Origin of the sequence: Streptomyces sp. RB17 (assembly GCF_009604455.1) — a bacterium.
Taxonomy (GTDB): domain Bacteria; phylum Actinomycetota; class Actinomycetes; order Streptomycetales; family Streptomycetaceae; genus Streptomyces.
Genome location: NZ_WEGL01000009.1, coordinates 430,891 through 453,516, shown reverse-complemented (window position 1 = coordinate 453,516; position 22,626 = coordinate 430,891). Strand labels below are relative to the sequence as shown.

Below are 22,626 nucleotides of genomic sequence, written 5' to 3'. Positions count from 1 at the left end.
AGCACGTGCCGATCAGTCGGGCCGCGGGACGGGCAGGCCGCAGGCGCGCCGGGCCCGGGAGAGCTGCTCGGCGGGGTCGCCGAAGGCGCTCCAGGGCATGCGCGAGGCGTACGGGCCCATCGCCGTGAACACCGCCCGGGCCTCGAACTCGCGCCGGCCCATGATCAGGGCGTGCGCGAGGTAGGCCAGGTCGAGCACCGGGGTGAAGCGGTAACGCGCCACCGCCGGCAGCCAGTTCTGGTAGATCGCCAGCGTGGTGGAGCGCCACTGCGGCTGCTCCCACACGCGGTCGGCGAGCAGCTGCGTGGGGTTGTAGCTCTCCACCAGGGCCACCAGCGGCAGCAGCCGGAGTGCGGAGTCGGCCCGTGCCCGCTGGCTGAGGAAGGCGGCCACGTCCCAGGCCGCGTTGACGGAACCGCCGTACCGCGTGAAGAAGAAGGACAGGAAGCGGTGGTGACCCTCGCGGTGCCAGGGGTCCAGCGACAGGACGTGCGCGAACAGCCGCCAGGGGCCGGGCGGTGCGGTGAGCAGGCCCCGCGGCGCCGGGTCGCGCGGCCGGTGCAGCCGGGCCATGGCGAGTCTGGCGACCCAGGGTGTGGGGTCCTCGGGAGCCAGGGCGGCGGCGCGGTCGCAGGCGGTCAGCGCGATCCGCTCCAGCGCCTCGGCGCGCTCGTCGCGGGCGTCGGCCGCCCGCAGGGCGCGCTGCACGGCGACCCGGGCCCACATCAGCGCCGCCTCGGGCGTCGGCTCCTCGGCGAGCCAGCGCTCGACCAGATCGGTGCCGGTCGCCTCGGAGGCGAGGACCAACGAGCGGTGGGCGCGCAGGGCGAAGTCGGTACGTGTCTCGGCGAGGGCCTCGTGCGCGTATCGATAACGTCCGGCGCGCACATCGACGCATACGCTCGCCAGGACACGGTCGTCGGCCGCCGGATGCCACACGTAGTGCCCTTCGAATAACTCCGCGGCCATGTCCCCCTGCCAGTCCCCTTGCGGCGCACAGCGGTTGCGCTGGAGGCACCCTACTCAGCGGCGGGCACACCCGGAACGCCTAATTCGACATATCGGTCAGGGGATTCGCGAATGTTTATCCCCGACATTGACTGGCTGCCAGCCGGTGATTCAAAACGCGACCACTCCTCCACTGTTACTACACTGTTTCCGGAGAACCGCCCACACCGACCCACCTCCGGGGGAACCACCATTCGCGACCTCGCCGCCCTGCTGCGCGGGCTTCCCCCCTCCCTCGGACCGGTCCGGCTGATCGGGGTGGACGGGCACGCCGGCTCGGGAAAGTCCACCTTCGCCGGGCGCTTGGCCGCCGCGCTCGGCGGGGCTCCGGTGCTGCACCTCGACGACATCGCCAGCCATGAGCAGCTCTTCGACTGGACCGACCGGCTCATGGCCCAGGTGATCCAGCCGCTCGCCCGCGGCGAGAGCGCGTCCTGCACGCCGTACGACTGGCGTGCCCGCGACTTCGGCGCGCCGCGTCCGCTGCCGGCCGCGCCCGTGGTGCTCGTCGAGGGGGTCGGCGCCGGCCGCCGGGCGCTGCGGCCGCATCTGGCCCGGCTGCTGTGGATGGAGCTGCCCCGGGAGGAGTCCTGGACGCGCGGCCGGCTGCGGGACGGGGCGGAGCAGCGGGAGTTCTGGGACGGCTGGGTCGAGGCGGAGCGCGCGCACTTCGCCGCGGATCCTTCGCGCCCCCATGCCGATCTTCTGGTGCGGCAGACGCCGGAGGGGTACGAGGTGCTGCCGGGCCCTGAGGCAACCCGTGGACCGGACCAAGGTGTGACCCAGAGTGACGGACCGTCCGCGTTGTGGTGAAGGTGTGAAGACCCTTGCGGAGGAACTTCTCCCAGTGCCTCAACTCCGCTTGACCGGGGGGCCGTACAGGTCTTACGTTCTCAATGAGCGGTCGATCGGGACCGCCCACCGACGCGAGGCCCCCGGTTGTTCCCCCGTGACCGGGGGCTTCGTTCTGTCCACGCAGGCCTTTCCGGGCGCCCGGCGCACCGATCCGCTCACCCTCGGTCACCGAGCCGCCTGCGTCCCGTCTGCTCCCACCTCGTCAAACGGCTCGTGCGACACCCTTCGGCACGCGGTCGTCACGCGGGTACGATGCCCTCGGTGCGACCTTCGAGGCTGCCTCGCGCACCGGTAACTCCGGTCCGCGGCACAGCGGTTCGACCGCGGCGGCCGTCGGGCGACTGCCCGGTGGTGATCCACGGGGACACGGTCTGTGGGGGGACGGGATGGACTTCGGCACGCAGGGCCCCGAGGCCCCGGCCGACCTGGCCTGGCTGCGGGGTGTGGACGCCTACACGATGGGCGCCTATCCGCAGGCGGAGGAGGAGTTCCGCACCGCGGTGCGGATGGACCCCGGGATGGCCGACGGCTGGCTCGGGCTGCACGCGCTCCGGGTCGACACGACGACCGCGCTGCTGAGGATGGTCCGGCACCGCGACCGCTTCGGCGAACAGCGCGCCCGGCACCGCAGGACGCTCAACTCGTGGTACTGGCTGGGCTGGTGGGTGCAGCCGGTGCTGGAGAGCCCGCGCGATCTGCTGCTGGCGCACGCCTCGCACTGGCTGGACGGCCGGCACGTGCCCGAGCTGGACCGGGCCCTCGCCGGCCTGCCCCCGGTCGACACCGACCCGCAGGTCCGCTTCCTGCACGCCTGCCGCGCCTATCTGGTCAAGGACTGGGAGCAGCTGGTACGGCACACCGACCCGCTGCTGGACGATCCGATGCTCGGCATCGAGGCGGGCCTGTTCGGCGGCATGGCCAGGGTCCGGCTGGAGATGTACGGCCAGGCCGAACCCCTGCTGTCGGCAGCACTGATGCGCTGCCGCAGCGAGCAGCCGCAGCGCAAGGAGCTGCGCTACTGGCTGGCGCGGGCGCACGAGGGCACGGGACGCTCCGCCGCCGCGCTCCCCCTGTACCGGGCCGTGCACCGGGTCGACCCGGCGTTCATGGACACCTCGGCGCGGCTCGCGGCGATCGCCGAGGGCGACGGGTACGACGACACCGCCGACCTGGCCGCGATCACACTGACCGGCGCCGGGCAGGACAGCGTGGACGGGCCGGACGGATTCGATCCGCTGTTCGGCATCGAGGGGCGCGATCTGCGGCTGCCGGAGCCGGATCTGCCGACGGGACCCCTGCCGTCGGTGAATGATCCGGGGGTCCGCGTGAAGACAGGTCTCTCCTCCCCCGTTCCGGCCGGTCCGACCGATCCCGCCCTGCTGGAGGAGGCACTCGCCGAGCTCGAGCGCATGGTGGGGCTGGAACCGGTGAAACGCCAGGTCAAGGCGTTGTCCGCGCAGCTGAACATGGCCCGGCTGCGGGCCGGGCAGGGACTTCCGGTGCAGCCGCCGAAACGGCACTTCGTCTTCTCGGGGCCGTCGGGGACGGGGAAGACCACGGTGGCCCGGATCCTGGGACGGGTCTTCTACGCCCTCGGGCTGCTCGGCGGTGACCACCTGGTCGAGGCCCAGCGGGCCGACCTGGTCGGCGAATACCTGGGGCAGACGGCCGTGAAGGCCAACGAGCTGATCGACTCCGCGATCGGCGGGGTGCTGTTCGTGGACGAGGCGTACTCGCTGTCCAACTCCGGGTACGGCAAGGGGGACGCGTACGGCGACGAGGCCCTGCAGGTGCTGCTGAAGCGGGCCGAGGACAACCGGGACCATCTGGTGGTGATCCTCGCCGGCTACCCGGAGGGCATGGACCGGCTGCTGGCCGCGAACCCCGGACTGTCCTCCCGGTTCACGACCCGCGTCGACTTCCCCTCCTACCGGCCGCAGGAACTCACCGAGATCGGCAAGGTGCTGGCCGCGGAGAACGGGGACGTGTGGGACGAGGAGGCGCTGGAGGAGCTGCGCTCGATCGCCGGGCACGTGGTCGAGCAGGGGTGGATCGACGAGTTGGGCAACGGACGCTTCCTGCGGACGCTGTACGAGAAGAGCTGCGCGTACCGTGATCTTCGGCTCTCGACGTATGCGGGGACGCTGTCCCGGGAGGACCTGGCCACGCTGCGGTTGCCCGACTTGATGCAGGCGTACGGGGAGGTGCTGTCGGGGCGGGGGCCGCAGGATCCGTCGGCCATGTGAGCGCCGGCGGCCGTGGGACGGCCACGACGGAACTCCAGGCGGGCCTTCACCCGCCTGGAGGGCGCGGACATCAGATGTCAGCGTTCGCCAGCTGGGAGGCGTTCTCGTTGTAGGTGGCGTTCAGGTTCCCGTAGAACGTGCCGTACCCCTCCGGGTCCCACTGGTCCCGCGGACCGCTGTAGCTGCTGTTGTAGTAGACCCAGTAGACCCAGCTGGCCTCGTTGTAGACGGAGGCGGCGTCGTTCTTCACGGGCTTCCACTCACCGCTGCCGCTGGTCAGGAACTCGTACGTCGGGCAGCCCTGCGAGCTGCATCCTGGTTCGTCGATCGCGTAATTCGGAACCTGGCCGTAGATCCCGACGCGGGATCCTCCGAGGTTCGAATTGTAGAAGAGGCAGAGAGTTCCGTCGTAGTGCGAGCACAGCGTGGTGGAACCGTTGGTCGTGGCCTGGGCCGATGAGGCTCCGAAGAGCAGGGCAAAAGCGGCGAGCAGCGCAGCGCCGAAGGCAAATCTTATGCGCATGATGTCCCCTTTGAGGTTTCTGTTTCAGCGTCCGTAAGTGCCGATGAATAGTCACTTCCGACGCGAGAAGACAATCGCATTCGTTTTGTGTTCACGTCAAGTGACAACTCTGTGCTATACAGCTCGGGTGACGAATTTCCGAGCGGAGGCGAACATGAAGAAACATGCATTGCGGGCGATAGCCGTACTGAGCGTGTCGACGGCCGTCATCACCGGATGCAGCGGCGCCCACAAGGAGGGATCGACCCGGCCTTCGGCCACTTCGGCCGCACGGGCACAGAAATCCTCCCAGCCGGAATCCCCCAAAGCGGTGGCCGCGGAAAAGGTGAAAAACGCGCTCGAGGCGAACATGTCGGCGGACGAGGACAAGTTCGGATCCGGTGCGAGCTCTCCCTGCTCCACCTCGTCGGCTCGCATGTTCACCGCCGAATGCGGGGCGGCGGCCCGGGCGACGTCCGATGTCGCTGCGCTGGCATTGCGAGAAATCAACGGGCGCGCCGGATTCACGACATTGACATCGACCGCCCATAAACTTCAGACCGCGGTGCGCGAATATGAGCGACTGGGCTGCGCGTCCGGGCCGGCCGCAGCGGAAACTCGCCGTTCATGTCTTCCCCCGGCTGCCGTCATCGCACAGGGTTTCCAGGATTTGCGGGACGGAGCCAATCTGGCCTTGGCCGGCAAGTAGTCTCACGTGGCTCATCGTCGGAGCGCCTCCAGAGGTTCGATCCGCGCGGCGCGCACGGCGGGATGGAGACCCGCGAGGAGCCCGATGACCACGCCGATGAACGGTGCGGGCAGGACGGTGTACGGCTCCAGGACGGCGGTCCAGTCGCGGGCGAGTGCCGTGCCGACGACGACCGCGACACCGATGGCCGTGCCCACCAGACCGCCGAGGGCGCCCAACGCGGTGGACTCGGTGAGGAACTGGGCGGTGATGTGGCGGCGGCGGGCACCCAGCGCCCTGCGCAGGCCGATCTCCCCGGTGCGTTCCAGCACCGCCACGAGCGTGGTGTTGGCGATGCCGACCGCCCCGACGACCAGGCAGATCCCCGCCAGCACGAGAAAGAGTCCGGACATGTCCGTGTCGACTTGGTCGCGTATTTTATGGGGATCGATCGGCGGTACGGCGTGCAGCAGGCCGGGGTGATCGGGCCGCAGGGCGAGGGGCGCCTGCCGGGCGACCAGGGGAGCCGCGCCGGTCCGGGTACGGATCAGTGCCTGGGCCGGGTCGTCCACCGGGGCACCGTACGCATCCAGTGCCGTGCCGGCGGGGATGATGACGGCGAGCAGGCTCTGGGGCAGACGCTGGGTGTCGGAGACCACGCCGAGCACCGTGTAGGCCGCTCCATCGACGAACACGGCCGGCTGGTTGTCGACCCGGGTGATGCCCAGCAGACGGGCCGCGGTGACCCCGAGCAGACAGACGCGCTCCTTGTGACGCTGATGGAACTCGTTGAACAGGGTCCCCGCGGAGAGCGTCGGCTGCATGGCGCGGAGCGCCCCGGGCGATGCCGCGAGGACACGCAGGCCGGACCGGGCGCTGTCGTCGGCCCCGGCCGGGCCGGCGCCGGCATCGGGCCGTGCGGACACGGTCGGGTTCCGCAGCGGCACGTTCCACCAGACTCCTCCGTCCACAACGCCGTTGAGCCGGTCCAGGCGCTCGTCGGCGCCGGCCGGGAAATCCATGGCCGGCTCCCGGAACGTGTCCGAGCCACGTGCGGCGGCCCCGGCGTCGTCGACCGTCACCGTGGTGTCCTGCAGCAGACTGAACGAGTCCCCGATCTGTCCGGCAGCGGTGGAGGTCAGGCCGAGCACGGCGACGAAGGAACCCACGCCCAGGACGGTGCCGAGCATGGTGAGCACGGAGCGCATCGGACGCTGCACGACGCCCGCCAACGCCTCAGCGGCGACATCACGCCAGTCGAACCGGGTGGGAGCCACCCCGTGGGGCCGCGTGGCCGCCCGCCTCCGAGAGCTGCGCCGGATCATCCGCGGCCTCCCGGAACCGGTCGGCCGGCCGGTGCCGTCTCGCTCAGGCGTCCGTCCCGGATGGTGACCTGACGCCGTGCCCGCTGCGCCACGGCGGGGTCATGAGTGATGACGACGATGGTGGTGCCGGCCCGGTTGAGCTCCGCCAGGAGGTCCATCACGGAGCGGGCCGTGGCCGAGTCCAGGTTTCCCGTGGGCTCGTCGCACAGCAGGATGTCCGGCGAGTTGACGAGGGCACGTGCGATCGCCACCCGCTGCCGCTCGCCGCCGGACAGCCGGGAGGGCAGGGCCTCCAGCCGATGCCCCAGCCCCACGCTGTGCAAGGCGCGTGCCGCGTTCGCCCGACGCGGTTCGCCGCGCCCGGTGACGTAGAGCTGCGCGAGTGCGACGTTCTCCAGCGCGGTGCGGTGGGGCAGCAGATGGAAGGCCTGGAAGACGAATCCCACGCGGCGCCCCCGCAGGGCCGCGCGGTCGCCCTCGGTCAGAGACGACACGTCGGTGCCGGAGAGCCGGTAGTCACCCTCGGTGGGCTGGTCCAGCATGCCGATGAGGTTGAGGAGGGTGGACTTTCCGGATCCGGAAGGACCCACCACGGCCAGGAAGTCGCCCGTCTCGACTCGGAGATCCGTCGGGTGCAGGGCCGTCACGGGCGGGACACCGGGATACGTCTTGGCGACGCCCCGCAGTTGCAGGACCGCGGTCGGCGGTGTGGTCATTTCCCCACCACCACGCGGTCTCCGGCCTGCAGGGCATGCCCGTGGACCGGCGTGACCTGCACCAGTCCGTCGGCGGAGACTCCCGTGGTCACCGCGACGACGCGGTGCGTGCCCGCGGCGGTCACCACGGTCACGGTGGTACGGGCGTCCGCCCCCGCCGAGACCGCGGCTTCCGGCACCGCGGTCACCGCGCCGGACGTCGCCGCGGCGGTGATCGTGATGCGCACGTCCTGGCCCGCGAACTTCTCGTCCCATCGGCCGGCGCTCCTGATCCTCACGGGTACGTACGCGCTGCCGCCCGCGGCCGTGTCGGCACTGCCGTCGGACGCCGGCTTGTCGTCCCCCGATCCCGGCGTCACCACGGCGCCCACGGAGTCCACCGTGCCCATGGCACGGGCGCCGGTCGCCTCGGACAGGATCTCCACCTTCATTCCGGCTCCGACCAGGCGCCGTTCGGAGGGATCCAGGAATCCGGTGAGCGTCATGTCGCCACGGGCCAGCGTGATCACCGGGCCCTTGACGGTGTCCCCCACGTGTACGGGTACGGAGACGACCCTGGCCGGCAGGGACGGCACGAAGACGGCTTCGGAAAAGGGCAGCATCACGGTCGGCTGCGACCCGGTGGACCGGTGCACGGCCGACGAGCCGTCCTGCGCGGTGGTGCCGGGCTGCGCCTTGCCGGTGGCGGTGTCGGCGGAGCCGGCCACGGGTGCGGCATATCCCATGGCGGCGTACATGCGTCGTACCGCGGCGGCCGTACCCGATCCGAAGGTGCCGGACGGATCGCCGCCCGTCGGCCGGCCCAGCGAACGGAGTGCCTTCTGCAACTGGGCGACGTCCTTGCCCTTGTCGCCGACGGTCAGGTCCCGGTACATCGGCAGGGTCCCGGGCAGCGCGAAGACGGGCCGCTCGTCGTACTCCACCAGCGGCCGCGCCGCCTGCACGCGTCGGCCTGCCTGGGCGAAGACGCCGGTGACCAGCAGCGCCGCCGGTTGAGAGCCACGCTGCGAGGTGGCGACGCTGGTCGGCGTGACGGAGATGGTGCGCCCGTCGGAGAAGGTGCCGCGGAAGACGACGGTGTTCCGCATGACCTGGCGCACGACCGGGGCGGTGATGACGCTGGGCCTGGGCGCCCGGGTGCGTGCGGCCGCCTCCGCGGGTGACTGCACCCACTGCGCGGCGAACATGCCGCTCGCCGACAGCACGGCCGCACAGCAGGCGGCCACGACCGTCGAGCGGCGGCGGCGATCCAGCCGCGAGCCGGTGATCACGTCGTCCGGCCCCTCCGCCGTTCCCCGCGTGTGTTGCTCGGATCGCTTCACGAGACGGCGCCCTCGGCGATGACCTTCGCGGATCGTTCGATGGTCTGCCGCGCGGTGTCGCGCACCTGGGTCAGTGCCTCCTGGTTCTTCTCGATCAGCTCCTTCTGCATGGCCGTCTCGACCGCCACCCAGATGCCGATGAGGTTGGTCTTCTGCTTGCATGCGACGTCCGTCTCGGCCGTTTGTATCTCAGTGGCCGAGGGCGAGTTCGGCAACCGGCTTCTGAGCGGTTCCAGCGGAGTCCGGAACGAGTAGCCGTGCTCCTTCATGCAGGTGGACCAGGAACGGAACGCGGCGGACACCTGCGGCGTGGACATCGACTCCTGGAAACTGGCGTCGTTGATGCTCTCGGGAAGTCGTTCCTGCAGTCCCTTGCCGATCTTTCCCTGCGCCTCCCCCGAGCAGCCGTGCTGGGGAATCGCCTGCCCCTTGTACTGCTTGAGGTGTGGCGCCTTGTTGTCGGGCCGCGGGGTGTCGCCGAGGAACACATTCAATTCCGCGTCGCTCATCGGAGGCGTCTTGGGAGGCGCGGCCGGCATCGCGTCGGCGGGCGGGTGATAGCCGTAGCGCGCCGCCGTCCCGGCATCGGAAATTCCGTAACGCCGGGCCATGTTGGCGGCGTCGTCCTTCGGATTCAGGGGCGATTTCCATGCGGCGTCGACGGCGTAGTCGAAACCGAAGCGTGCCATGCACTGCCGCACGAGCAGTTTCGACGCGTAGAGGATCTGCGAATGTTCGTCGTTCTTCAGCAGATAGTCCTCGATGGGCAGGGAGACCGACGCCGTGGAGGACAATGTGGGGATGGCCGTCGGCGATGCGTCGGCGGCCAGGAGATCCGCTCCTGAATTCCGACCGGAAGTGGACGACGTGCCACAGCCACTCACCGTGGCCAGCAGTCCCCCCACGCCGAGCACCAGCACAGCCGCAGAACGGTACATTCGTCGGCTACTGAACACACTTCCCCCCTGCCTTGTTTGCACACGTCGGGATGCCGACGCGTGAACTGCACCAGGTAATGATCACGACGTCAACTCCCCGACAAAAAGGGACCATCAGGAGGAAGCGTGATCATGATGTGAAGGGCAAGCCCGGCAATCGCTTGCCGAACGGCACACATGGGACGCGACCCATGGGCAAAGAATAGACAAGGACACGATCAAGAATTCACACACGAAACCTCTGGGAGCAGCGCGCATTCGGCGCCAATCTCACGTTTCGCAAAGGCAGTTGACGTCGAACGGCTCGTCGGCCGAAGGTGTGCGCGCAGGCGCGCGCTCCGATCTTTGTGACGGGCTGGGCGGGCCGGGTCGTGCCCACGAGGGCACGGGAGACGTCAACGAGAAACGGGAAACTCTCTTTTGAGACCCAGAACACGAATACGGGCGCAACTGGCCGCGGTCGCGGCCTGTTCCGCACTGGCGGGCGGCCTCGTCCAGGCCGCACCCGCCCTCGGAGCACCCCAGGACAAGCCCGCCCCGAGTCACGCGGGCCCGGCCCCGACCGGGCGGGTCACGCAGCCGGACAAGAAGCTCGGCAAGGGCTGGAGGACCAGCCGGGACCGGGCCGTGACCGCCGCGGCGGACACCGACGGCCTGCACGTCCTCGTGGCCGACAGCGCCACGGCGTACGCCTGGAAGACCGCGGCCGTTCTCAGCGAGCCGGGCATGCCCGCGGACTCGTGGATCGGCAATCAATGCGTCATCGACCATGACCACGCGGCTGTCGTCTACGCGCCCCGCAGCTTCACCAACAAACCGGACCTCATGCAGGGCGGGGCGTTCGCCGCGATCGTGAACCTCGGCTCCGGCCGGGTGACGAAGCTGTCGTTCACGGCGTCGCTCGCGTACTTCGACCCGTCGTGCAACCCGGGTACCCGCACCGCCGCGTTCACCGCCTTCCGCGACATGAACGACCCGGCGGCCACCCGGACCCGGGTGGTGACGGTGAACTCCGCGGGGCGGACGCTCGGTTCGGCCGCCACGAAGGGCGAGGTCACCAGTGCCGTACCCGTCGCGGACGGCACCGTCGCCGCCCTGGGCCGCCGGCTCGTCCACATCGACCGTTCCGGGAAGGCCAGGAACCTGCTGACCGCCGGCGGTCTGCCGTTCGACATCCAGCCGGCCACGGGCGGCGGGATCGCCTTCGTCGAACGCGACGGCGGTCAGAAGGCGCGCGCCCGGGTGTGGAAGGGCCACGGCACGCCGGCCACGGTCGCCACCGGCAAGCTCGGCGCCTTCGACCTCGAACGGGGCGGCGGCGCCCAGGTGTTCCTCACCGGCAAGGTGTCCGGCACCCCGCACACCCGGGGCACCGGCGTCACCCGGGTCGACGCACCGGCCGACACCGACATCTCCAGTCAGGGACGGCTGGCGGTCGATCCGGTCCTGACCCCGGGTATGCGGGCGGGCGTCGCCCGGATCAGGAACGCGGGCAAGGGCTTCGCCAAGACGGACCCCTCCGCGCCGAGCGGCACCGCACAGGCACCGGGCACGCTGAAGGACGCGCCGGTGACCGTGACGTCGACGGCCACTCTCACCGGCGTGCAGATCAGTCAGAAGGTCACGGGTGCCAGGGCCTCCGCCGGACAGGACAGGCTCTCGCCCGCACTGACCCGGGGCAGTACGCAGGCGTCGGGCTCCGGCGGCCACGCACAGTCGACGCGGGCCGCGGCGGACGTGACGTCGATCGTGTCGCACGACCCGACCGACCCCGACCGCTGGTGCTCGGTGTCCCGCAACGACGTCGGCGCACAGGCACTGCAGCCGACCCCGAACCAGGTCGAGTGGGCCGTCGACATGGCCGTACGCGGCGATCTGCATGCCGGCTACCTCAACCAGGGCGGCTACCGCAACCAGACCGGCCTCGGCACGATCGACCCGCAGAGCCTGTTTCCGCCGCCCACGCTGATCGGAGGCGGGCGCATCCCCGCCAACGTGATGCTCGGCATCATGGCCCAGGAGTCCAACCTGTGGCAGGCCGAATCCGGCGCCATCCCCGGCCAGATGGGCAACCCGCTGGCGGCCGTGGACGGCTACTACGGCCACCAGATCGACCCGGGCGACCCCGACTCCTACTGGAACATCAACTGGGACAAGAGCGACTGCGGCTACGGCGTCGGACAGGTCACCGACGGCATGCGCCTGGCCGGGCACGAGAAGCCGGGTGAGACGAGCCTGTCGCCGAGCCTGCAGAAGGCCGTCGCCCTCGACTACGCGACCAACATCGCCGCCTCGTTGAAGATCCTCGCCGACAAGTGGAACGAGGTCCACACGGACGGCCAGAAGATCACCGTCAACAACGACGACCCCTCCCGTGTGGAGAACTGGTTCGCCGCGGTGTGGAACTACAACCTCGGCTTCAACCCGCCGTCCGACGCCTCGCAGCACAACGGGTACTGGGGACTGGGCTGGTACAACAACCCGGCCAACCCCATCTACAAGAACAGCTGGGGCCACCCCTTCATGGACACCGACGTGGACGGCACCGAAGCCAACCACGACGCCGCACATCCCCAGGACTGGCCGTACGAGGAGAAGGTGATGGGCTGGGCCGCCTGGTCCATCGACACCGGCTACTCCTACGCCACCTCCGGTCGCCAGGACTGGCCCGGCGAGTCCGGCTTCTCCTCCGCCGGCTTCCGGCCCGCCTGGTGGACCAGCACCGCCCAGCGCAGCCAGGTCTCCCCGCCGCTGAGCACCTTCTGCAACAGCGACAACAACTGTGACCCGACCTCGCCGCCCAACTGCGGGACCGAGGAGTGCTACGCGCAGTACTGGTGGAACAAGCCCAACGCCACCTGGAAGACCAACTGCGACAACGACTGCGGGCACGAGCTGATCAAGTATCAGACGCTGATCCAGGAGCCAGGCCGTGGTTACCGCCTGAAGAACGGCACCCCGGTCTGCTCCGGAGCACCCGCCGGGTCCCAGGTGGTCGCATCCGTGCCCAACGGCACGGAGACGTGGAGCGACTGCGGGCAGATCACCTCGTCGGGCACCTTCCAGTTCACGTTCTACGCGGACACCCTGGGCACCCACTACGAGGCGAAGGCGGATCTGCACCAGATCGGCGGCGGCTACGGCGGCCACTTCTGGTACGCCCACGCCCGTGACGCCGGCCATCTCGGCGGCGACGGCGGTCTGATGACCATCGACGGCGCGTGGAAGCTGAACCAGCCTCTGCCCGAGAAGCAGGCCATGGTCTATGTGCACATCCCGGACACCGGAGCACAGACCAAGGAGGCCGACTACGAGGTCGTCACCGCCTTCGGCACCAAGAAGGTCACGATCGACCAGTCCGCCAACGAGGCAAACAAGTGGGTCCCCCTCGGCGCCTTCCGGTTCAACGGCGTGACCCCCGAGGTCAGGCTCTCCAACACCACCAGCAACGGAACCGCGGACGACGACATCGCCTGGGGCGCGGTGGCCTTCGTACCCGGCGACTACAGCGGCATGCCCAGCATCACCTTCCCCAACCCCGACGACACCGCGCCGATGCCGAGCTGGGCGGGCGACGTCGAGGAGGCCCACCGCAACACCGGGCTGCCGTCCGCCGCTCTGGCCAAGGCGTTGTCGACCGGGACGAGCGGCAGCACCTGCTCCAAGACGGACAAGAAGGGCAAAAAGCTCTGTCTGAACATCGGTAGGCCGACAGGCGAGAAGTCCGCCCTCGCACAGAGGGCGAACAAGGCCCTGAGCGCGAACGGCATCGACTCACTCGTTCCGTGGTGCGACGAGCGCACGTCCGGCCACGACTGGTACACACGCACCGATGCCTGTCTGAAGGCGATCACCCCGCTCAACGTGGTCTTCACGGTGGACGACAAGGTGGTCGGCACCGCGAGCTTCGCCATGAAGCAGGAGATAAAGCTGTACAACAACGTCGGCGAGTTCGACCAGCTTCTCTCCCTGGTACCGACCGAGATCGACCCCACGCTGGGCTCGGTGACCCTGGGCTGGAGCGCCGGCTCGACGTGCTCCGACTGCACCCAGTCGCAGCAGCAGACGGACGGGGGCCTGACCTGGCTCGGCCCGGAGGACGATCACGTCGGGAACGTCTCCTTCCAGACCCTGTGGAACGGCACCGGGAAGGACACGATCACCCTCGGATGGTCCATCACGGGGCAGATCTCCGCGTACCCGGAGGCATCCGACGAGGCCGATCTCGGCAACACCCTCGGCGACCTGGACGTCCGCTGCGACGACATCACCAAGGGAGCCACGAACGCGGGCTGCGTCTTCCCCGCGTACACCCCCACCTACACCGTGAACACCGACCGCTACCCGGCGGCGGGCGCCTACTACTGGCTCATGAAGGAGAAGAACAGCCACCACTTCGGCAGCAGAGAGCACAACGCGCCGCTGCACTATCTGGCGAACGGGCAGCAGAACAACCGGTCCGTGGTGTGTCCCGACAGCTGGGTGGGCCGCAGCGAGACACCGGACGCCAGCTGCGACGAGTACGCCTTCGCGACGACGTACGAGAGCGGCGGTATGCCCGACAGCGGTGTCACCTCGGGTGACCAGTGCGCGCAGTTCTACGCCACGCCGCTGAACGACACCACCTGGACGATCCACGACGATGACGACTACGACCTGCCCACCTGGTCGGAGAAGTGCGGCCGGGCCAGCATCCCGTTGGCCCAGAACACCGGCGCCCTGGCGCCGTTCGGCCGTACCGGCGGCTTCGTCCCGTACAACCGGATGCTCGACGACGATCCGTTCTGGCTCGCCACGCCGGGATTCGACCACTGCACCGCGTCGGACGTCACGTGCACCTGGCAGCGCACCAGCCCGTAGCGGGTGAGCGCAGGTGAGGGGGTGGCGTCCGCCCGGACGCCACCCCCTCCTTGCATGGTTCTAGGCGTCACTGCCCAGCGAGTCGAGGGCGGGGCGGCCGCTCAGCACGACGAGGGGAAGCCGGTCGTGCTCGAGCAGGTCGCGTGGCAGGGCGAGCCGGAAACGCTTCTCGATCACTCCCAGGGACATCGCGATCCGCAGGCTGTGCCGCTCACCACTCACCTGAAGGTAATCCCCCGTCGGGAGGATGATGCCCGCGGCCTCCAGGTCCTCCTGCAGAAGATCCGGCTGGGATCCCCACCGCCGCCGTTCCTCACCGAGGCCGAACGAGCAGAGCAGTTCACCGTCGGCGGCGCAGGAGAAGAGCGGAGGCGGATGAAACGCCTGAGGGTCGAGATTCACCGCCTCGACCCCGTCACGCGAGATGTGCCGGAGAACGTCGTGCCGGCTCCCGCGGGCCTCTCCGTATTCAGCGGCGAACGCCCATCCCCCGGCCTCCCCGATCCGGGCTACGCCGACGTCCGGATCGCTGAGCAGAGCGACGGCCTCCTCCGCCGTGGCCGACGGATTCGCGCCGCCGGCTGTGGCGCCGAGTCGTACGGCCAGCTCCTCCGGGGTGAGGCCACGGGCGAAGGTGACGCTGTAGTACCACTCGGACTCCGCCAGCCAGCGCATGCCTTGAATCGTCATGGCCTCATCGTGCCGTACGGCTTCGCGAGGGACCCCGTCAGCCCGCCACGTCAGCCCGCCAGCGCCTCCTCCGGTTCGCCGCTCGCCCGCGGTTCCGTCAGCCTCACCTCGGGTGTTTCCCGGTGCGCGGGATCCCGGACTTCGCCGACGAGCAGTTCCAGCACGTCCTCCAGGGCGACCAGGCCGAGCACCTTTCCCGAGGCGTCCGCCACCTGGGCCAGGTGGGTCGCCGCCCGGCGCATGACCGTCAGCGCGTCGTCGAGCGGCAGCTCGGCCCGTAGGGTGGCCATGGGCCGCCAGACGTGCTGCGGGACGGCACGGTCGGAGTGCTCCAGGTCCAGGACGTCCTTGACGTGGACATAGCCCATGAACGGGCCCTTGTCCGTCGCCGAGACCGGGAAGCGGGAGTACCCCGTACGGGCCGTCAGCTCGACGATCTCGCCGGGCGTGACCGACGGGGTCACCGTGACGAGCGACTCCCGGCGCAGCAGGACGTCGGTCACCGGGCGGGAGCCCAGTTCCAGGGCGTCCTCCAGGCGTTCCCGCTCCTCGGGGTCGAGCAGCCCCGCCTGGCCGGAGTCCTCCAGCAGGCGGTTGAGCTGCTCGCTCGTGACCACCGCCTCCACCTCGTCCTTCGGCTCCACGCGGAACAGGCGCAGGATGCCCTGGGCGCAGGCGCCGAGGGTCACCGTGATCGGCTTGCACAGGCGGGCGAAGTAGACCAGGCCGGGGCTCAGCCACAGCGCGGCCTTCTCGGGGGCCGCCATCGCGAGGTTCTTCGGCACCATCTCGCCGATGACCAGGTGGAAGAAGACCACCGCGGCCAGCGCGATGACGTAGCCCAGCGGGTGGACCATGCCGTCGGGGAGGTGGACGGCCGCGAACACCGGCTCCAGCAGATGGGCCACCGTCGGCTCGGCCACCGCGCCCAGCGTCAGCGAGCAGACGGTGATGCCGAACTGGGCCGCGGCCATCATCTGCGGCAGCCGCTCCAGGCCGTACAGCACCTGGCGGGCCCGCGCCGTACCCAGCGGTTCGATCTGGCTGCGGCGCACGGAGACGAGCGCGAACTCGGCGCCCACGAAGAAGCCGTTGGTCAGCACCAGCAGCGCGGCGAAGACCAGTTGGAGGACGCTCATCGGGCGGCCTCCATCACGTTCACCGACGGGGCCGTCCTGACCAGGCGGACCCGCTCGGCGCGGTAGTGGCCGACCTGGCGGACCGAGAGCCGCCAGCCGGGCAGTTCGGCCCGGTCACCGGGGGCCGGGATACGGCCGAGCAGGTCGGCGACGAGTCCGGCGACCGTCTCGTACGGTCCCTCGGGCACGTCGAGGCCTATGCGCTGGAGGATGTCGACGCGGCAGCTGCCGTCGGCGTCCCAGGCCGGCCGGCCGTCCTCCGGCGGGGCGGGGGCCAGCTCGGGCATGTCCTTGGCGTCGTGCTCGTCGCGGACCTCGCCGACGAGTTCCTCGACGATGTCCTCCAGGGTGACCACGCCCGCCGTGCCGCCGTACTCGTCGACGACGACCGCGATGGGCTGCTCGGAGCGGAGCCGGGCGAGCAGGGGCTGGACCGGCAGGGTCTCCGGGACCAGCAGCGCCTTGCGGGCGATGCGGGTCACCGGGGTGCGCAGCCGGTCGTGCACCGGGACGGCGAGGGCGTCCTTCAGATGGGCCATGCCGACGATCTCGTCGATCTTCTCCCGGTAGACGGGGAAGCGGGACAGGCCGGTGGCCCGGGTGAGGTTGACGACGTCCTCGGCGGTGGCCGTGTCCTGCAGGGCGCTGACCTTCACGCGCGGTGTCATGACGTGCTGCGCGGTCAGCTCGCCCAGGGACAGGGTGCGCACGAACAGGTCGGCCGTGTCCTGTTCCAGGGCGCCGGCCTGCGCGGAGTGCCGGGCCAGGGAGACGAGTTCGCCCGGGGTGCGGGCGGAGGCCAGTTCCTCGGCGGGTTCGACGCCGAGCGCGCGGACCAGCCTGTTGGCGACGGTGTTGAGCGCGGCGATCACCGGGCGGAACAGGCGGGCGAAGTGGTGCTGCGGTCCGGCCACGAACCGGGCGACCGTCAGCGGCTTGGACACGGCCCAGTTCTTGGGCACGAGCTCGCCGATCACCATCTGGATCGCGGATGCCAGCAGCATGCCGACGACCACGGCGACACCGGACACGGCGCCGCCCGGTATGCCGATCGCGGCGAACGGGCCGTGCAGCAGCCGGGCCAGGGCCGGTTCGGCGAGCATGCCGACGACCAGGGAGGTGATGGTGATGCCGAGCTGGGTGCCGGAGAGCTGGAAGGACAGCTCCTTGAGCGACTCGGCCACCCTGAGGGCCCGTCGGTCGCCCTCGGCGGCCGCCTTCTCGGCGTCCGTGGCCTCGACGGTCACCAGGCCGAACTCGGCCGCCACGAAGAATCCGTTGGCGAGGATCAGCAGGAAAGCCGCTCCGAGGAGCAGCAGGGAGATGGTCACGCTGCCACCGCCTTCCCGGTATGTCGGGTCGGGGCGGCGCAGGTACTACAGGACGATCCGTCCATCGCTGGAGGGAGTCACTCCTCGGGTAGCAGGAACCCCTGTGCACCGGGCGGTGTCCAGGGGCGGAGGCGCAGCGAAAGGGCCTCCGCCACCAGATTAATCAACACACGGGCCAATCGGGCAGGGTGGACGACCCCGAGTCAGCCCCGATTCGCCCCCGAGTCAGCCCTGATCATGACCCGGGTGGGCCGTGGAGCGGGCGTCGGCGAGGGCCCGCAGGGCCTGCGCGTCGGCGATGGCGCGCTGCTTGGCGAGGCCCGGCTGGATGCCGAGCGCGGGCAGGCTGGTGCCGTCGCTGAGGTTGAGGAACACCCAGGGATCCCCCGGTCGGAGGTTCACCTGGACGATCTCAGCCCAGTCCAGTCGCCGCTTGCCGGCGATGTTGACCACGGTGACACCGGACTCGTCGGCGACGACCTTCACCCGGGCCAGCTGGGCCAGCGCCCAGAAGATCAGCGCCCCGGTGATGACGAAGCTCGCCCGCTCACCCGGGCCGAGCTGCCCCAGCAGCATCGCGATCCCGGAGATGGTAAGGAAGATCACAACACCGGCGGTGAGCAGGATCGCCCGGGTGTGGCCCGGCCGGAAGGTGACGGGGAGGGAGGGGGTGGTGGGCGTGTCGGACATCGCGCGCGGACCCCTCAAAGACGGCAGGCGTGGATGGCCGTGGTGAGGATGGCGCGGGCACCGATGGCGTAGAGGTCGTCCATGATCCGCTGCGCCTCCTTGGCGGGGACCATGGCGCGGACCGCCACCCAGCCCTCGTTGTGCAGCGGGGAGACGGTCGGGGACTCCAGGCCCGGGGTGAGCGCGACGGCCTTCTCCAGCTGCTCGACCCGGCAGTCGTAGTCCATCATCACGTACGTCCGCGCGACCAGGACGCCCTGGAGGCGGCGCAGGAACTGCCGGACCTTCGGTTCCTCGCCGTCGGCGCCGGTGCGGCGGATGACGATCGCCTCGGACTTCATGATCGGCTCGCCGAAGACCTCCAGGCCGGCGTTGCGCAGGCTGGTGCCGGTCTCCACGACGTCGGCGATGACCTCGGCGACACCGAGCTCGATCGCGGTCTCCACGGCGCCGTCGAGGTGGACGACGGAGGCGTCGACGCCGCTGTCCTCGAGGTGCTTGGCCACGATGCCCTCGTAGGAGGTGGCGACCGTCCTGCCCTTGAGGTCCTCGATGCCGTTCGCGGTGCCGGGCTTGGCGGCGAAGCGGAAGGTGGAGCGGGCGAAGCCGAGCGGCAGGATCTCCTCGGCGTCGGCGCCGGAGTCGATCAGCAGGTCGCGGCCGGTGATGCCCACGTCGAGGCGGCCGGAGGCGACGTAGATCGCGATGTCGCGGGGGCGGAGGTAGAAGAACTCGACCTCGTTCACCGGGTCGACGATCCGCAGCTCCTTGGACTCGCGGCGCTGCTGGTAGCCGGCCTCATGCAGCATCTCCGCCGCAGGGCCGGACAGTGAACCCTTGTTGGGGACGGCGATGCGCAGCATGAGGTCGGCTTCCTTTGCGTGAAGGGGTTTTCTACGGCTTTACGGCTTTTGCGGCACGTGGGTCACAGGTGGGCGTAGACGTCGTCCAGGGAGATTCCGCGGGCGACCATCATCACCTGGACGTGGTACAGCAGCTGGGAGATCTCCTCGGCGGCCGCCTCCTTGCCCTCGTGCTCGGCGGCCATCCAGACCTCGGCGGCCTCTTCGACGACCTTCTTGCCGATGGCATGGACTCCCTTGCCGACCAGCTCTGCGGTGCGGGAGGTGGCGGGATCGCCGTGGGCGGCCTTGTGCTGGAGCTCGGTGAAGAGCTCCTCGAACGTCTTCTTGGACATGGTGCTCCTTACCCTACGCGCTCCGGCCGGTGCCTCAGTGCCAGGGTTCGGATACTGAGCGGAGCGTGGCGGCGGTCGAGACTGCCGCGGTCACCGCCTCGTGGCCCTTGTCCTCGTTGGAGCCCTCCAGGCCGGCCCGGTCCAGGGCCTGCTCCTCGGTGTCACAGGTGAGCACGCCGAAGCCGACGGGCACGCCGGTCTCGATGCTGACCTGGGTGAGGCCCTGGGTGACGCCCTGACACACGTAGTCGAAGTGGGGGGTGCCGCCGCGGATGACGACGCCGAGGGCGACCACGGCGTCGTAGCCACGCCCGGCCAGCACCTTGGCGGCCACCGGCAGTTCGAAGCTGCCCGGGACCCGGATCAGGGTCGGCTCGTCGATCCCCAGTTCGTGCAGGGCGCGCAGGGCGCCGTTCACCAGACCGTCCATCACCTTCTCGTGCCACTGCGCCGCGATGACGGCGACCCTGAGGTCGCTCGCATTGCGTACGGACAACTCCGGTGCACCCTTGCCGCTCACGTCTCTCCTCAAGTGCCTTGCTGTCGTGCTTACTGGTTGGCCGCCACGGCCGGCGTGTCCAGCCAGGGCAGGTCGTGTCCCATACGGTCGCGCTTGGTGCGCAGGTAGTGGAGGTTGTGCTCGCCGGCCTGGACGGGCATCGGCTCGCGGCCGGTGACCCTCAGGCCGTGGCGCTCCAGCGCGTCCGTCTTGTCGGGGTTGTTGGTCATCAGCCGGACGCTGTGCACGCCCAGGTCGGCGAGGATCCGCGCACCGGCGCCGTAGTCGCGGGCGTCGGCCGGCAGGCCGAGCTCCAGGTTGGCGTCGAGGGTGTCATGGCCCTGCTCCTGGAGGGCGTAGGCGCGCAGCTTGGACAGCAGCCCGATGCCGCGCCCCTCGTGGCCGCGCAGATAGACCACCACGCCCCGGCCCTGCTCCTGGATGCGCTGCAGGGCGCTGTCCAGCTGGGGGCCGCAGTCGCAGCGCAGGGAGCCGAAGACGTCACCGGTGAGGCATTCGGAGTGGACGCGGACCAGGACGTCCTCGCCGTCGCCGATCTCTCCGTGGACGAGGGCGACGTGTTCGACGCCGTCGAGGGTGGAGCGGTAGCCGTAGGCGGTGAAGGTGCCGTGCCTGGTGGGCAGGCGGGTCTCGGCCTCACGGCGGACGGTGGGCTCGCTGCCGCGGCGGTAGGCGATCAGGTCCTCGATGGAGATGATCGTCAGTCCGTGCTTGCGGGCGAAGGGGATCAGCTCGGGCAGGCGGAGCATACGGCCGTCCTCGCCGGCGATCTCCACGATGGCGCCGGCCGGGCGCAGACCCGCGAGCCGGGCGAGGTCGACGGCGGCCTCGGTGTGGCCGTTGCGGACGAGGACACCGCCGGTCCTGGCACGCAGCGGGAAGATGTGGCCGGGCCGGACGAAGTCCGTCGGCTCCGCCGTGCCGCTCGCGAGGAGCTGAAGCGTCGTCGCACGGTCGGAGGCGGAGATACCGGTGCTCACACCGTGAGCGGCCGAGGCGTCCACGGAGATGGTGAACGCGGTTTTCATGGACTCGGTGTTGTCCTGGACCATCTGCGGCAGCCGCAGCCGGTCCAGTTCCTCGCCCTCCATCGGGGCGCAGATCAGTCCCCGGCACTCGCTCATCATGAAGGCGACGATGTCGGGGGTGGCCATCTCGGCGGCGATGACGAGGTCGCCCTCGTTCTCCCGGTCCTCGTCGTCGACGACCACGACCGGGCGGCCGGCCGCGATGTCGGCGATGGCCTGCTCCACCGGGTCGAGACCGAAGTTCTCGATGCTGTCCGTGTCGTACAGGGGCGGTGCCGAGGTCATGCCGGGGCTCCTTCCAGGACGGGCTGCGGGCCCCTGCGGGAGCGCAGCCACCAGTCGCGCATGCCCCACAGGACGAGTGCGCCGTAGATGACGTAGACGAAACCGGAGAAGGCGTAGCCGTTGGCGAAGTTGAGGGGGACGCCGACGAGGTCGACCAGCAGCCAGGCGATCCAGAACTCGACCATGCCCTTGGCCTGGGCGTACATGGCGACGACGGTGCCGACGAAGATGTAGGCGTCGGGCCACGGGTCCCAGGACAGCGACGGGTAGGCCGTGAAGAGCAGGGCGACGGCGACCGTGCCGGCGGCGGCCGCGCCGAGCATCGCCGCGCGCTCGCGCCAGGTGGCGAACCGGGGCGCGATGTGGCCGTCGGCGGAGCGGCCCTTGTCGCGCTGCCACTGCCACCAGCCGTACAGGGCGACGGCCATGACGACGGCCTGCTTGCCGGCGCTGCCCGTCAGATGGCCGTAGAAGGCGGCGAAGAGGACGAGGCCGGAGAGGAACTGCACGGGCCAGGTCCACAGGGAACGGCGCCAGCCGAGGGCGAGGGTGATCAGGCCGAGGATGTTGCCGGCCATGTCCGACCAGATGATGCGCTGGCCGAAGAGGGTGAAGGCCTCGGAGTTCAGCCAGTTCACTTGGCGGCTCCCTGGGCACGGTCGCCGAGGAGCCGCTCGACGTACTTGGCGACGACGTCGACCTCGAGGTTGACCGGGTCGCCGGGCTGCTTCAGTCCGAGCGTGGTCAGGGCGAGGGTGGTCGGGATGAGGCTGACGGTGAAGTGGTCGGGGCCGGCGTCCACGACCGTGAGGCTGATGCCGTCGACGGTGATGGAGCCCTTCTCGACGACGTAGCGGGAGAGGTCCGCGGGGAGGGAGATCTTCACGATCTCCCAGTTCTCCGAGGGCTTGCGCTCCAGCACCGCGCCGGTGCCGTCGACATGGCCCTGCACGATGTGCCCGCCGAGACGCGCGCCCACGGCCATGGGGCGTTCGAGGTTGACGCGGGAGCCGACGGCGAGCGCGCCGAGGCTGGAACGGTTCAGGGTCTCGGCCATGACGTCGGCGGTGAACTCGTCGCCCTCGTGCTCCACGACGGTGAGACAGACCCCGTTCACGGCGATGGAGTCGCCGTGCTGCGCGCCCTCGGTCACGACGGGGCCACGGAGCCGGAAGCGGGAGGCGTCGCCGAGGTTCTCGACGGCGGTGACCTCACCCAGCTCTTCGACGATTCCGGTGAACACTTCCCGGGTCCTCCTGCCTCTTCGGGCACGGACTCCGGGGCC

The 22,626-nt window shown here is 70.0% G+C and carries 20 protein-coding genes; 4 read left to right on the top strand and 16 right to left on the bottom strand.

Annotated features, from left to right (window positions below; translation table 11 throughout):
- Positions 1 to 12: 12 nt before the first annotated feature.
- Entirely contained in the window at positions 13 to 969 is a 957-nt protein-coding gene (locus SRB17_RS35950) for a hypothetical protein (RefSeq protein WP_153544779.1), read from the bottom strand.
- A gap of 183 nt (positions 970 to 1,152) precedes the next feature.
- Here SRB17_RS35950 and SRB17_RS35945 point away from each other — a divergent pair, with 183 nt between their 5' ends.
- Both SRB17_RS35945 and SRB17_RS35940 read left to right on the top strand, forming a co-directional pair.
- Positions 1,153 to 1,821: a hypothetical protein gene (locus SRB17_RS35945; RefSeq protein ID WP_194294242.1), complete on the top strand. Its 669-nt coding sequence runs from the start codon at positions 1,153 to 1,155 to the stop codon at positions 1,819 to 1,821.
- Positions 1,822 to 2,249: 428 nt separating this feature from the next.
- Positions 2,250 to 4,109 (top strand): AAA family ATPase, encoded by a 1,860-nt coding sequence (locus tag SRB17_RS35940; RefSeq protein WP_153544775.1) that lies wholly within the window; start codon positions 2,250 to 2,252, stop codon positions 4,107 to 4,109.
- A 70-nt stretch (positions 4,110 to 4,179) separates the two neighbouring features.
- On the opposite strand, the gene SRB17_RS35935 is transcribed toward SRB17_RS35940, so the two are convergent.
- A complete protein-coding gene (locus SRB17_RS35935; protein ID WP_153544773.1) occupies positions 4,180 to 4,632 on the bottom strand; it encodes a peptidase inhibitor family I36 protein in 453 nt (150 codons plus the stop codon).
- A gap of 154 nt (positions 4,633 to 4,786) precedes the next feature.
- Between SRB17_RS35935 and SRB17_RS35930 the strand changes: the two genes are divergently transcribed.
- On the top strand, positions 4,787 to 5,320 hold the full coding sequence (locus tag SRB17_RS35930; RefSeq protein ID WP_153544771.1) for a hypothetical protein: 534 nt from the start codon (positions 4,787 to 4,789) through the stop codon (positions 5,318 to 5,320).
- An 11-nt stretch (positions 5,321 to 5,331) separates the two neighbouring features.
- Here SRB17_RS35930 and SRB17_RS35925 read toward each other — a convergent pair whose 3' ends face one another.
- Genes SRB17_RS35925 through SRB17_RS35910 form a run of 4 tightly spaced genes read right to left on the bottom strand, consistent with a single transcriptional unit; the run spans position 5,332 to position 9,582 of the window.
- Complete coding sequence (locus tag SRB17_RS35925; RefSeq protein WP_153544769.1) at positions 5,332 to 6,624, bottom strand: ABC transporter permease; 1,293 nt, start codon at positions 6,622 to 6,624, stop codon at positions 5,332 to 5,334.
- Positions 6,621 to 7,340, bottom strand: a complete 720-nt coding sequence (locus SRB17_RS35920; RefSeq protein WP_153544767.1) for an ABC transporter ATP-binding protein — start codon at positions 7,338 to 7,340, stop codon at positions 6,621 to 6,623. The genes SRB17_RS35925 and SRB17_RS35920 overlap by 4 nt, the downstream gene beginning before the upstream one ends.
- Positions 7,337 to 8,611, bottom strand: coding sequence for a peptidoglycan-binding protein (locus tag SRB17_RS35915; RefSeq protein WP_323376833.1), 1,275 nt, complete (start codon positions 8,609 to 8,611; stop codon positions 7,337 to 7,339). Before SRB17_RS35915 ends, SRB17_RS35920 begins: the two co-directional genes overlap by 4 nt.
- 47 nt (positions 8,612 to 8,658) lie before the next feature.
- Positions 8,659 to 9,582: a hypothetical protein gene (locus SRB17_RS35910; protein ID WP_153544765.1), complete on the bottom strand. Its 924-nt coding sequence runs from the start codon at positions 9,580 to 9,582 to the stop codon at positions 8,659 to 8,661.
- Between the two features lie 438 nt (positions 9,583 to 10,020).
- Here SRB17_RS35910 and SRB17_RS35905 point away from each other — a divergent pair, with 438 nt between their 5' ends.
- Positions 10,021 to 14,460 (top strand): Tat pathway signal protein, encoded by a 4,440-nt coding sequence (locus SRB17_RS35905; RefSeq protein WP_228396445.1) that lies wholly within the window; start codon positions 10,021 to 10,023, stop codon positions 14,458 to 14,460.
- Between the two features lie 60 nt (positions 14,461 to 14,520).
- Here SRB17_RS35905 and SRB17_RS35900 read toward each other — a convergent pair whose 3' ends face one another.
- The 10 genes from SRB17_RS35900 to SRB17_RS35855 form a co-directional block, all read right to left on the bottom strand.
- Positions 14,521 to 15,150, bottom strand: coding sequence for a DUF6461 domain-containing protein (locus tag SRB17_RS35900; RefSeq protein WP_153544763.1), 630 nt, complete (start codon positions 15,148 to 15,150; stop codon positions 14,521 to 14,523).
- Between the two features lie 50 nt (positions 15,151 to 15,200).
- Complete coding sequence (locus SRB17_RS35895; RefSeq protein ID WP_153544761.1) at positions 15,201 to 16,289, bottom strand: hemolysin family protein; 1,089 nt, start codon at positions 16,287 to 16,289, stop codon at positions 15,201 to 15,203.
- Positions 16,286 to 17,620: a hemolysin family protein gene (locus tag SRB17_RS35890; protein WP_323376831.1), complete on the bottom strand. Its 1,335-nt coding sequence runs from the start codon at positions 17,618 to 17,620 to the stop codon at positions 16,286 to 16,288. Before SRB17_RS35890 ends, SRB17_RS35895 begins: the two co-directional genes overlap by 4 nt.
- A 225-nt stretch (positions 17,621 to 17,845) precedes the next feature.
- Entirely contained in the window at positions 17,846 to 18,310 is a 465-nt protein-coding gene (locus SRB17_RS35885) for a PH domain-containing protein (RefSeq protein ID WP_153544756.1), read from the bottom strand.
- 14 nt (positions 18,311 to 18,324) lie between these two features.
- The gene (hisG, locus tag SRB17_RS35880; protein ID WP_153544754.1) at positions 18,325 to 19,173 is read right to left on the bottom strand and encodes an ATP phosphoribosyltransferase; all 849 of its coding nucleotides are present in this window, start codon (positions 19,171 to 19,173) and stop codon (positions 18,325 to 18,327) included.
- A 62-nt stretch (positions 19,174 to 19,235) separates the two neighbouring features.
- Positions 19,236 to 19,508 (bottom strand): phosphoribosyl-ATP diphosphatase, encoded by a 273-nt coding sequence (locus tag SRB17_RS35875; protein ID WP_016434182.1) that lies wholly within the window; start codon positions 19,506 to 19,508, stop codon positions 19,236 to 19,238.
- 34 nt (positions 19,509 to 19,542) lie between these two features.
- On the bottom strand, positions 19,543 to 20,028 hold the full coding sequence (gene ribH / locus SRB17_RS35870) for a 6,7-dimethyl-8-ribityllumazine synthase (RefSeq protein WP_323376830.1): 486 nt from the start codon (positions 20,026 to 20,028) through the stop codon (positions 19,543 to 19,545).
- 29 nt (positions 20,029 to 20,057) lie between these two features.
- A complete protein-coding gene (locus SRB17_RS35865; RefSeq protein WP_153544750.1) occupies positions 20,058 to 21,341 on the bottom strand; it encodes a bifunctional 3,4-dihydroxy-2-butanone-4-phosphate synthase/GTP cyclohydrolase II in 1,284 nt (427 codons plus the stop codon).
- A complete protein-coding gene (locus SRB17_RS35860; RefSeq protein WP_323376829.1) occupies positions 21,338 to 21,979 on the bottom strand; it encodes a nicotinamide mononucleotide transporter family protein in 642 nt (213 codons plus the stop codon). Before SRB17_RS35860 ends, SRB17_RS35865 begins: the two co-directional genes overlap by 4 nt.
- Positions 21,976 to 22,584 carry a riboflavin synthase gene (locus tag SRB17_RS35855; RefSeq protein WP_323376828.1) on the bottom strand — a complete coding sequence of 203 codons (609 nt, stop codon included), beginning with the start codon at positions 22,582 to 22,584 and terminating at the stop codon, positions 21,976 to 21,978. The genes SRB17_RS35860 and SRB17_RS35855 overlap by 4 nt, the downstream gene beginning before the upstream one ends.
- Positions 22,585 to 22,626 lie beyond the last annotated feature (42 nt).